The sequence below is a fragment of the Saccharobesus litoralis genome, from assembly GCF_003063625.1.
Taxonomy (GTDB): Bacteria; Pseudomonadota; Gammaproteobacteria; order Enterobacterales; family Alteromonadaceae; genus Saccharobesus; species Saccharobesus litoralis.
The window spans coordinates 5,035,392-5,047,254 of sequence record NZ_CP026604.1 but is presented as its reverse complement, the minus strand read 5'-3'; the positions used below and the strand labels follow the sequence as shown (position 1 = coordinate 5,047,254).

8 protein-coding genes and 4 tRNA genes are annotated in these 11,863 nt (G+C 40.6%); 10 read left to right on the top strand and 2 right to left on the bottom strand.

Annotated features, from left to right (window positions below):
- Window positions 1-90: 90 nt before the first annotated feature.
- Window positions 91-945, bottom strand: a complete 855-nt coding sequence (gene folD / locus C2869_RS19025; RefSeq protein ID WP_108604428.1) for a bifunctional methylenetetrahydrofolate dehydrogenase/methenyltetrahydrofolate cyclohydrolase FolD — start codon at window positions 943-945, stop codon at window positions 91-93.
- Window positions 946-1,173: 228 nt separating this feature from the next.
- Here folD and C2869_RS19020 point away from each other — a divergent pair.
- From C2869_RS19020 to C2869_RS18975, 10 genes are all read left to right on the top strand, one after another.
- A tRNA-Pro gene (locus tag C2869_RS19020) sits at window positions 1,174-1,250 on the top strand.
- 34 nt (window positions 1,251-1,284) lie between these two features.
- Window positions 1,285-1,361: transfer RNA gene (locus C2869_RS19015), tRNA-Arg, on the top strand.
- Between the two features lie 19 nt (window positions 1,362-1,380).
- A tRNA-His gene (locus C2869_RS19010) sits at window positions 1,381-1,456 on the top strand.
- Between the two features lie 15 nt (window positions 1,457-1,471).
- A tRNA-Pro gene (locus C2869_RS19005) sits at window positions 1,472-1,548 on the top strand.
- 251 nt (window positions 1,549-1,799) lie between these two features.
- Window positions 1,800-3,098, top strand: a complete 1,299-nt coding sequence (tig, locus tag C2869_RS19000) for a trigger factor (protein WP_108604427.1) — start codon at window positions 1,800-1,802, stop codon at window positions 3,096-3,098.
- Window positions 3,099-3,192: 94 nt separating this feature from the next.
- The gene (clpP, locus tag C2869_RS18995) at window positions 3,193-3,804 is read left to right on the top strand and encodes an ATP-dependent Clp endopeptidase proteolytic subunit ClpP (protein ID WP_408011871.1); all 612 of its coding nucleotides are present in this window, start codon (window positions 3,193-3,195) and stop codon (window positions 3,802-3,804) included.
- A gap of 134 nt (window positions 3,805-3,938) precedes the next feature.
- The gene (gene clpX, locus C2869_RS18990; RefSeq protein ID WP_108604426.1) at window positions 3,939-5,231 is read left to right on the top strand and encodes an ATP-dependent protease ATP-binding subunit ClpX; all 1,293 of its coding nucleotides are present in this window, start codon (window positions 3,939-3,941) and stop codon (window positions 5,229-5,231) included.
- 219 nt (window positions 5,232-5,450) lie between these two features.
- Window positions 5,451-7,838, top strand: coding sequence for an endopeptidase La (gene lon, locus C2869_RS18985; RefSeq protein ID WP_108604425.1), 2,388 nt, complete (start codon window positions 5,451-5,453; stop codon window positions 7,836-7,838).
- 231 nt (window positions 7,839-8,069) lie between these two features.
- The gene (gene hupB / locus C2869_RS18980; protein ID WP_108604424.1) at window positions 8,070-8,345 is read left to right on the top strand and encodes a nucleoid-associated protein HU-beta; all 276 of its coding nucleotides are present in this window, start codon (window positions 8,070-8,072) and stop codon (window positions 8,343-8,345) included.
- A gap of 203 nt (window positions 8,346-8,548) precedes the next feature.
- The gene (locus C2869_RS18975; RefSeq protein WP_108604423.1) at window positions 8,549-10,444 is read left to right on the top strand and encodes a SurA N-terminal domain-containing protein; all 1,896 of its coding nucleotides are present in this window, start codon (window positions 8,549-8,551) and stop codon (window positions 10,442-10,444) included.
- 99 nt (window positions 10,445-10,543) lie between these two features.
- On the opposite strand, the gene C2869_RS18970 is transcribed toward C2869_RS18975, so the two are convergent.
- Entirely contained in the window at window positions 10,544-11,770 is a 1,227-nt protein-coding gene (locus C2869_RS18970) for an EAL and HDOD domain-containing protein (RefSeq protein ID WP_108604422.1), read from the bottom strand.
- Window positions 11,771-11,863: the final 93 nt, after the last annotated feature.

The window sequence follows — 11,863 nt, the reverse complement described above, 5'->3', positions numbered from 1 at the left end:
AATTAAAAAGCCGCAACAATCCAACGATGGTTGCGGCTTTTATATTTTGAGAAACGATTTCGGCTACGGCAAACGCGCTTAAATCATCTTCTAATTTTCGCGCGCCTCACATGCGGCTAAGGTATTTTCAATTAATGTTGCAACCGTCATTGGGCCGACACCTCCCGGTACAGGTGTAATAAAGCTCGCTTTAGGTTCGGCGGCTGCAAAGCCAACGTCACCCACTAACTTTTTATTATCAAGGCGGTTGATACCTACATCAATCACGATGGCACCCGGTTTAACCCATTCGCCAGGTATAAATTCAGGTTTGCCAACCGCAACAACGAGTAAATCGGCGCGGCGCACGTGAGCTTCTAAATCTTTGGTAAAGCGGTGACAGACTGTAGTTGTGCATCCTGCTAATAACAGCTCCAGCGCCATAGGTCGCCCGACAATATTAGAGGCGCCTACGACAACAGCGTCTAAACCATGGAGATCAACTTGGGTTGATTCTAGTAAGGTGATAATGCCTTTTGGTGTGCAAGAGCGCAGGGCAGGAATGCGTTGCGCTAAACGACCTACATTATAGGGATGAAAGCCATCAACATCTTTTGCCGGAGAAATACGTTCAATAACGCTGGTTTGATCTAATCCTTGCGGTAATGGAAATTGCACTAATATCCCATCTATCGTTTCATCAGCGTTGAGTTGATCAATTAAGTCGAATAGTTGTTGCTGTGAAGCGTCGGCGGGTAAATCGAACGATTGCGATACAAACCCGACTTCTTCACAAGAGCGGCGCTTACTGCCTACATAAACTTGTGAAGCGGGATCAGCTCCTACTAATACTACAGCCAAACCTGGCGCTCGTTTACCAGCGGCTATTCTTTCAGCCACTTTGGCTTTTACATTATCTTTTACTTGTTGGGCAATTTTTTTGCCGTCAATCAGATTTGCAGTCATGGAAGCTTATCTATGTGTGATCAATTAATTAGTTAACTGCGTATTATTTTCTCATGATTGCAAAATAATAAGCAAACGCTTAAATAGATAAATATTTCATCAGCGTTTGGTTGAATTGTAATCATTGCAAAAAAACTTAATTTTTTTGTCAAAAAGTGTTTGACGAGGTAGGGGCTGGTCTGTAATATGCGCCCCCGCAGTTGAGGCACACCTTAACAAGCAAAACATCGGTGATTAGCGCAGCTTGGTAGCGCACTTGGTTTGGGTCCAAGGGGTCGCAAGTTCGAATCTTGCATCACCGACCACTTTTTTGCTAAATTAGGTGCTGTAGTTCGATGTGCGTCCTTAGCTCAGCTGGATAGAGCAACGCCCTTCTAAGGCGTGGGTCGTAGGTTCGAATCCTACAGGACGTGCCATTACTCTTTTCTATCTGTGGTGATTGTAGCTCAGTTGGTAGAGCCCCGGATTGTGATTCCGGTTGTCGTGGGTTCAAATCCCATCAGTCACCCCATTTTCCCCCTTTAGTCGGTGATTAGCGCAGCTTGGTAGCGCACTTGGTTTGGGTCCAAGGGGTCGCAAGTTCGAATCTTGCATCACCGACCACTTTATCTCTCGATATTCAGCATTTACATCTCTTATTCAATTAAATTATTCATTATTTATCGTGATATTGGACGAATGCAAAACTCGCCGCTATAATGCTGCGTCTTTTTTTGTACACCTATTCGAAGAGCTGGTTTAAGCGTTAAGTAACTGACGAATAAAACCGCTTTTATAGTTAGAAGAATAGAGTCAACTACTCTGTTCTAGGAATATAAAGCGTAAGATCGCTTTACTAAGTTTGAGGTAATCAAATGCAAGTTTCAGTTGAAACGACTCAAGGTTTAGAGCGCCGTTTAAAAATTACTGTGCCTGGCGACAGTGTTGACCAAAAAGTAAACGACCAATTACGTCGTTTGTCTAAAACTCAACGTATTGATGGTTTCCGTCCTGGCAAAGTGCCAGTGAGCATTATCAAAAAACGTTATGGTGCGGCTGTTCGTCAAGATGTTGCGAATGAAGTTGTTCAACAAAACTTCTACCAAGCGGTTATTCAAGAAAAATTAACCCCTGCTGGTGCGCCTCAAATCGAAATCGAAGCTTTATCTGAAGGTAAAGACTTTGAATTCACAGCTACTTTCGAAGTTTATCCTGAAGTGACTGTTGAAGGTTTAGACAAGCTAGAAGTTGAAAAAGTTGCTGCATCGGTTAAAGATGAAGACTTAGACAACATGATCGAAACATTACGTGGTCAACACGCAACTTGGAAAGAGATCAAGCGTAAGTCTAAGAAAGGCGAAAAAGTAACAATTGATTTCGTTGGTTCAATTGATGGTGAAGAGTTTGAAGGTGGTAAAGCTGAAAACTTCGAACTTGAACTTGGTTCAGATAAAATGATCCCTGGTTTTGAAAAAGGGATTATCGGTATGAAAACCGGTGAAGAACAAGATATTACAGTGACTTTCCCTGAAGATTACCAAGCTGAAAACCTTAAAGGTAAAGAAGCTGTGTTCAAAATCACTGTTCATAAAGTTGAAGAAAAAGTACTTCCAGAAATCGATGACGAATTCTGCGCTAAGTTTGGTGTTGAAGAAGGTGGTCTTGACGCATTGAAAGTTGAAGTTCGTAAGAACATGGAACGCGAATTAAATGCTAGCCTTAAGCTTGCTAACAAAAACGCGGCAATTGATGCATTAACTTCATCTGTTGAAGTTGATATTCCAAAAGCTTTAATCGACCAAGAAGTCGAAGCGCTACGTCAACAAGCTGTTCAGCGTTTTGGTGGCAACACACAAAATGTTCCTGAGTTACCTGCAAGCTTATTTGAAGATAACGCAACTAAACGTGTTAAAACAGGTTTAGTATTATCTGAAGTGATCAAAGCGAACGAAATTAAAGCAGATGACGACAAAGTTAAAGCTTTAATTGAAGATATGGCTTCAGCTTACGAAGATCCTTCTGAAGTGGTTGACTACTACATGGGCAACGAAGAATTGTTAAACAACATGCGCAACGTTGCTATTGAAGAACAAGCTGTCGATTTCATCTTAACTCAAGCAAAAGTGAGTGAAGTTGAAAAATCATTCGATGAGATCATGAACAAGCAAGCATAATTCGTTCTCTTTTGTTGACGAGTTGCTATATAACTTGTTTAAATGGCTTGAATGTTTACATTCAAGCCATTTTTTTTGAAGAAAGGAAATTAAGTTGACTGATAACAACAACTTCGACCCATTAAATGCTTTAGTCCCTATGGTTATCGAGCAAACCGCTAAAGGTGAGCGCTCATTCGATATCTATTCTCGTCTTTTAAAAGAGCGCGTTATTTTTCTGGTTGGTCAGGTTGAAGACCACATGGCTAATTTGATTGTGGCTCAACTGCTGTTTTTAGAGTCGGAAAACCCAGATAAAGATATTCATATCTATATTAACTCACCAGGCGGTTCGGTAACTGCTGGTATGGCTATCTACGACACCATGAAGTTTATTAAACCGGATGTTTCAACGGTTTGTATTGGTCAAGCAGCGAGCATGGGTGCTTTTTTATTGTCGGGCGGAGAGAAAGGCAAGCGTTTTTGTTTACCTAACTCGCGGGTGATGATCCATCAACCGTTAGGCGGATTCCAAGGTCAAGCATCCGATTTTGAAATACATGCTAAAGAAATTTTAAGCATTAAAGAGAAACTGAATCGTTTATTAGCTGAACATACTGGGCAAGATATTGAAAAAGTGTCTCAAGACACAGATCGTGATAACTTCCTGAGTGCACAGCAAGCTATGGAATATGGTTTGGTTGACGAAGTTTTAAGCGCTAGATAATCTGACGCTGGTTAAAAAAGAATCTACACTTAGGGTGTTTAAAGTGCGAAGCACAGGAAAGTTTAGACACCCCTTGGTTTTACATGAGTAAAACCCCATGTATAAGCATTACGCGAATAAATAGAGGTATTTAGATGGCAGATAGTCGCAAGGGTGATGGCACCGACGACAATGGCAAGATCCTATACTGCTCGTTTTGTGGTAAGAGTCAGCATGAGGTGCGCAAATTAATCGCTGGGCCTTCTGTATTTATCTGTGATGAATGTGTTGAATTGTGTAACGACATTATTCGCGAGGAAATTAAAGAGATTGCGCCCGCTCAGGCCGATCCTGATAAGTTACCAACACCAGCCGAAATTCATGCTCATTTAAATGACTATGTAATTGGTCAAGAAGTGGCTAAAAAAGTTTTAGCGGTTGCCGTATATAACCATTACAAACGTTTGAAAAACGGTGATAAAACGGCTGATGGTGTGGAACTTGGTAAAAGTAACATTTTGCTAATTGGTCCAACGGGTAGTGGTAAAACATTGCTGGCTGAAACCATGGCTCGATTGCTCGATGTGCCGTTTACTATGGCTGATGCGACGACGTTGACAGAAGCTGGCTATGTTGGCGAAGACGTTGAAAACATAATTCAAAAGTTACTACAGAAATGTGATTACGATGTTGAGCAAGCGCAACGTGGTATTGTCTATATTGATGAAATAGATAAAATTTCGCGTAAATCAGACAATCCATCGATCACACGTGACGTATCAGGTGAAGGTGTTCAGCAAGCCTTGCTTAAATTGATTGAAGGCACGATTGCGTCTGTCCCGCCACAAGGTGGACGTAAACACCCGCAGCAAGAGTTTTTGCAAGTCGATACCTCTAAAATTCTATTTATCTGCGGCGGCGCTTTTGCTGGTTTAGATAAAGTGATTGAGCAACGAACAGCGAAAAATACCGGAATAGGTTTCGGTGCTGAAGTTCGCGGTAAAGACGAAGAACGTTCATTAACAGACAAGTTTTTGGATGTAGAACCAGAAGATTTAGTTAAATACGGTTTAATCCCTGAATTTATTGGTCGTTTACCGGTAGTCGCTACCTTAGCTGAACTTGACGAAGATGCGTTGTTACAAATTTTGCAAGAACCTAAGAATGCTATTACTAAGCAATATGCTGCATTGATTAACATGGAAGGCTCTGAACTTGAATTTCGTGAAGATGCATTACGCGCTATCGCTCGTAAAGCAATGGATCGGAATACAGGTGCTCGAGGCTTACGCTCGATAGTCGAAAATGTGTTGCTTGAAACCATGTATGATTTACCAACCATGGAAAATGTTAGTAAAGTGGTGATAGACGAAACGGTGATCAGCGGCGAATCAAAACCTATTTTGATTTATGATAATCCTGAAAACAAACAAGCGGTATCTGAATAAGATTACATTTGTTTGAATTGTAAAAAAGCGAGTTGATACTCGCTTTTTTAGTTTTTAGCCTTTTAAAAAGCTAAATTTGCTGGCAATTGTTTAACATTTCAGCAATCAAACGACTTTTTGGTAGAGAATCAAAAATAATTATTGATCTCACCCTGCTTAGCCCCATATAACAATTAATATAACAAGATTCAAAAAATTAACCTGCAAAGAGACCCTTCTATGACAACTGAGAGCACAGAACCCGTAACTATGCCCGTCCTGGCACTACGCGACGTAGTGGTCTATCCCCATATGGTGATCCCTTTATTTGTTGGGCGTGAAAAATCGATTCGCTGTTTAGAAGCGGCAATGGAAAACGAGAAACAAATTTTTCTGGTTGCTCAAAAAGATGCAACAGTGGACGAACCTGCGCAAGGTGACATGTATGAAATAGGTTCTGTTGCAACAATTCTTCAGTTATTAAAATTACCCGACGGTACAGTTAAAGTATTAGTTGAAGGTAATCAGCGAGCCAAAATTAAAGAATTTACCCAAACTGATGATTTCTTTGTAGCAGAAATAGAAAAATTAGATGCAGAGGATCTAGATGAGCGTGAACAGGAAGTATTACTACGCTCTGCAACATCGCAGTTTGAAGGCTATGTTAAATTAAACAAAAAGATCCCGCCTGAAGTGTTAACTTCGTTGAGTGGTATCGATGAGCCAGCGCGTTTAGCCGATACTATGGCGGCTCATATGCCATTAAAATTAGCTGAAAAGCAAAATGTCTTAGAAATATTAGATGTCGCAGAACGTTTAGAATTTTTAATGGCGTTAATGGAAGGCGAAATAGACCTATTACAGGTTGAAAAGAAAATTCGTACCCGTGTTAAAAAGCAAATGGAAAAAAGTCAGCGTGAGTACTATTTGAATGAGCAGATGAAAGCGATTCAAAAAGAACTGGGTGAGCTTGACGAAAATACGCCAGATGAGTTTGAAACCTTAGCCAATAAAATCACTGAAGCTAAGATGCCAAAAGAGGCTGAAGAAAAAGCCAAAGCAGAATTACAAAAATTAAAAATGATGTCACCTATGTCGGCCGAAGCGACAGTGGTGCGTAGCTATATTGATACACTTATTAATGTTCCATGGGTTAAGCGCTCAAAAGTAAAGAAAAACTTACCTGCGGCTCAAACTATTTTAGATACCGATCACTATGGTTTAGAAAAAGTTAAAGAACGTATTATTGAGTATCTAGCGGTGCAACAACGCATGAGTAAGGTTAAAGGGCCTATCTTGTGTTTGGTTGGGCCTCCGGGCGTGGGTAAAACGTCGTTGGGTCAATCAATTGCCAAAGCAACAGGACGTAAATATATCCGCATGGCGCTTGGTGGCGTACGTGATGAAGCTGAAATTCGCGGTCATCGACGGACATATATAGGTTCAATGCCGGGTAAATTGATCCAAAATATGACCAAAGTAGGCGTTAAAAACCCATTATTCTTACTCGATGAAATTGACAAAATGTCCTCTGATATGCGTGGTGATCCTGCTTCAGCTTTATTGGAAGTTCTAGATCCTGAGCAAAATAATAAATTTGCCGATCACTATTTAGAAGTTGATTATGATCTGTCAGATATTATGTTTGTTGCTACCAGTAACAGCATGAATATTCCTGGTCCGTTATTGGATCGTATGGAAGTTATCCGTTTATCTGGCTATACCGAAGACGAAAAATTAAATATCGCTTCGCGTTACTTAGTTCCAAAGCAAATTAAGCGTAACGGCTTAAAAGATAAAGAATTAAACATCGAAGAAAGTGCGATACTCGATACCATACGTTATTACACGCGTGAAGCGGGTGTACGTGGCCTTGAACGTGAAGTGTCTAAAATGTGTCGTAAAGCCGTTAAAAATATCCTGATGGATAAAGACACTAAAACAGTAACGATTAACGCCGACAATTTAAATGATTTTCTCGGGGTTAAACGTTTTGATTATGGTAAAGCTGATGCTAACAACCAAATTGGCCAAGTTACCGGTTTAGCTTGGACGCAAGTGGGTGGCGATTTGTTGACTATTGAAGCGACTTCGGTCGTAGGTAAAGGCGGCATGATCACAACCGGTTCACTTGGTGATGTCATGCAGGAATCAATTAAAGCGGCAATGACTGTGGTTCGTTCTCGTGCTGAAAATTTACGCATTAATCCGCAATTTCATACTAAGCGTGATATTCATGTGCATGTCCCTGAAGGCGCTACACCGAAGGATGGTCCAAGCGCTGGTATTGCCATGTGTACAGCCTTAGTATCTAGCTTAACCGGTAACCCTGTACGTTGTGACGTCGCTATGACAGGTGAAATTACCTTACGCGGTGAAGTATTGGCGATTGGTGGTTTAAAAGAGAAACTATTAGCAGCGTATCGCGGCGGTATCAAGACCGTAATTATTCCAAAAGATAATGAACGTGATCTGCAAGAGATCCCTGAGAATGTTACCCAAGGTTTAACAATCCACCCAGTTAAATGGGTAGACGAAGTGTTAAAAATTGCCTTGCAGGAAGATCCAAATGGCTTCGAACCTGTGGATAACTTTTACGGTAAAGAGGAAGAACAGGACAAAAAGTAATTATTCGTCATTTAGACCGAGTAAGGGTTTTTTCCTCATTTTAGGTCATTTTTTGCTAGCCCTTGTGGCATAAGGGCTAGCGCAAAGGTCAAATTTGCGGTTTTTTTCAGATTTATTAAGAATCGCGCTTGAAACCTAGTCATAAGACTGATATAAATTTTCCGGAATCCGCTAGAGCTTGCATCCCGCCTGCTCTGGTGAAGCATAATAACAATTGAAGGGGATGAAAAAGTGAATAAGTCTCAACTTATCGATAAAATCGCTGAAAGCGCAGACATTTCTAAAGCAGCTGCTGGCCGTGCATTAGATGCGTTTACAGATTCTGTAACAGAAGCATTAAAAGAAAACGACCAAGTAGCATTAGTTGGTTTTGGTACTTTCTCTGTTCGTGAGCGTGCTGCGCGTAGTGGTCGTAACCCACAAACTGGTGAAACTATCGAGATTTCTGCTGCTAACGTTCCTGCATTTAAGCCAGGTAAAGCGTTAAAAGATGCAGTGAACGAATAATTATTCGCTACGTTTTACAGATTTTGACAACGGGCTTTGATAGAGATATCAAAGCCCGTTTTGTTTTTATATCACTGTTATAAATCTGCGCAGAAATTTGTTTAAAAAAATGTAAATAGACGGGTGCTAGCGCTAGTCAAGTGGGCATTCGCTAGGTACAATTGCCAGCTATTTTCAAGAAGCTACATAGGTTTAAATCACTAATGTTAGAAAGAATCCGCGAAAGCAGCCAAGGTGTTGCAGCGAAAATAATATTAGGTTTAGTGATTGCGAGTTTTGCCGTTGCCGGCGTCGGATCGTATATCAATACCAAGGGTGATATTCCAGCCGCAGAAGTAAATGGTGTTGCCATTTCGCAAATGGAATTTGATCGTGCATATCAAAATGAGCGTGCGCGTATGGAGCGTCAATTTGGCGAAATGTTTGCCCAGTTGGCGTCTGATGAGAATTATTTGAAAAATTTCCGTTCGGGTATTTTAGACCGTTTGGTTAATCAAGAATTATCTGATCAGTTAGCTGATGAGTTAGGTTTGCGAGTCGGCGATGATCAGGTTAAGCAATACATACTTGATATGCCTGAGTTCCAAGTCGACGGCAAATTCAATAACGACAGATTCCAATCTTTATTGATGAATGCTAGATATTCTCCTGGCGAATTCAGTGAAATGTTACGTACTGATATGCAACGTCGTCAATTATTGACTGCGTTAACAGGATCTGAGTTTACCTTGGAGTCAGAAGCTAAGCAGTTTGTTGAATTACAGGAACAAACGCGTGATTTTGCTTATGCTGAAGTGAATTTAGAGCAGTTTAAAGACGGTATTGTGGTTGAAGATTCTGAGCTTGAGCAACATTATCAGGCTAACCTTGAATCTTACCGTACTCCAGAACAAGTTGCTTTAAACTATATTGATTTGCGTGTTGATGATTTGATGGAGCAAGTGTCTATTGATGAGTCAGAAGTATTGGCTACTTACGAAGGCAATCCTGCGGCTTATACGCGTGAAGAACGTCGTCGTGCTTCTCATATTTTGGTTAGCTTAGGTGATGATGAAGAAGCGGCAAAGAAAAAAGCTCAAGACTTATTAGCTAAAGTTAATGCAGGTGAAGATTTTGCCGCGTTAGCAAAAGAAAACTCTGATGATACTTTCTCTGGAGAAAACGGTGGTGATCTAGACTTCTTTGGTAAAGGGGTAATGGCGCCTGAGTTTGAAGAAGCTACGTTTGCTTTAGCACAAGCGGGTGATGTTTCTGAGTTAGTCAAAACCACATTCGGTTACCACATCATTAAATTAACCGACATTGAACCGCAATCGGTACAGCCGTTTGACGAGGTTAAAGCGGAAATTGAGCAAAACTTGAAACGTGATAAAGCTAATTTGTTGTTTGGTGAGAAACAACAATTGATTGCAGATTTAGCCTTTGAAGTTTCTGATTCTTTGCATGACGCCGCTAGCGAAGCGGGCGTAGAAGTCAAATCGACTGGTTTATTTAGTCAAGCGACAGCGCCGAGTGAAGTGAATAACCCACTTATTCTTAATAAAGCGTTTTCAGCTGAAGTTGCGCAAAATGGTTACAATAGTGAAGTGATTGAGCTGGGTGCTGATCGTATTGTAGTTGTACGTGCCAGTGAGTACAAAGAGTCACGTATTCAAAGTTTAGATGAAGTTAAATCGCAAATTGAAAACCAAGTGATTGCAGACAAAGCGAAGCAAGCAGCAGAAGCATGGGCACAAGATGTGTCAAGTGAGTGGGCAACTGCTGATATAGCTCAGAAAATTACTGAAAAGGGTGCTGAGCTTAAAACTGTGACAGCCGTCGGTCGTAATAGCAGTGATGTAGGCGGACAGATTAAGCGTAAAGCATTTGCTATGGCTAAACCTACAGCAGAACAAGCTAGCGTCGCTTGGACCCAGTTTGCTAACTCTATCGCCGTTATTAAATTAAATGGCGTGACAGTGGCTGATAAAGCAGCTGACGATGCCGCTAAGCAGCGTTTAACATCGGCGTATTCTGATAGTAATTACCGCGCATTATTAGATGCATTACGTGATAATTCGTCTATCGAAACACCAGTGTTAACCAGTACAGATAGCTAAACCTAAACGGTTCAAATAAACTCATAATAAAAAACGCGGCCATTGCCGCGTTTTTTATTTTTACTGTTGGAATAATACCTAATTGTTTTATTTGCTCGATTAAACGGCTTCCAGTTCGTTCAAATGTTCGTTTGCCCATTGTACAGAACGTTGATAAAAGTCAGGGATCAAGTTGGCATCTAAACCAAGTTTGTCAATAATCTCGTTGGCTTCAACCCACTCGCCTTTTTCATAATGACAAATTAAGTCGATATATTCTGCCAATAGACCACTGCGGTCCACTAAGGCATCTTTAATATCCTGAGCTAAAGGCAGCTTAGTCATAACACTATCCATTGGCTCATCCAAAATGGCATCCATTAATGACAGCATACCCGTTAAAAAGCCCATAGAAGGGTCAATTAACTTGCGATGTTGTTTGGCTATTTCGTCACAGAAATTAGCTCGGGTCATGGATAAACGGATAAGTTCGGCCGGTTTGTTGGTGTTGACTTGCGCGGTAAATAATAGCGCAATAAAGCGTTTCAGCTCTTCTTGCCCCAACACAACTAAAGCTTGGCGAATAGTTGAAATTTCTTTACTGCGGCGAAATATCGCTGAGTTGGCATACCTTAATAGCTTAAAAGATAAAGTAACATCACGCTCAAAAACCGTAATGATTGAGTCTAACTCCATCTCGGATTTCGACGTTTCGTACAACAGCTCCGCTAAACTTAGCTGAGAAGGACCAAGCGCTTTACTTTGCATGACTTCTGGTTCACTAAAAAAGTAGCCTTGAAAGTAACTAAAGCCATATTCAATGGCCATATTAAATTCTTCATAGGTTTCTACTTTTTCAGCGAGTAACTTTATTGGATATTTAGCAGCCGCTTTGCGAATAGTCAGCATTTGGTCTGGTGAGGTATCTCTAAAGTCTACTTTGATGATGTCAATATAGGGGAAAAAGTGTAGCCATACGGGCTCATGTTGATAGTCATCTAACGCGATGCTATAGCCTTTTTCTTTTAACTCTTGCACCGCGCGTAGCAAGGTTTTTGTTGGACGAGCGGTTTCTAAAATTTCGATAACGACCTGTTCTTTAGGTACCATTAATGGAAAATTTTTGACAAGTAATTCTTGTGAAAAATTGATGAAGGCTGGGACGTTTCCGGTAAAATCTTCCAGCCCTAGATTAAATTGGCTGGCTTCAATCAATTTAGACGTAGCAGTATCACCGTCAAAGTCTTTAGGAAAAACATTTTCCAAGCTATCGCGAAATAGCAGTTCATAAGCAAATAATTGCTTGTTACGGTCAAATATAGGTTGCCTAGCGGCGTAAAAAAACATTGATAAATCCTATGTTTATACTGCGATTTTGCTTGTGCACGTTAGTCTATGTATACAAAACATATATAAGTGATTCTACTAAAAAACAGATAA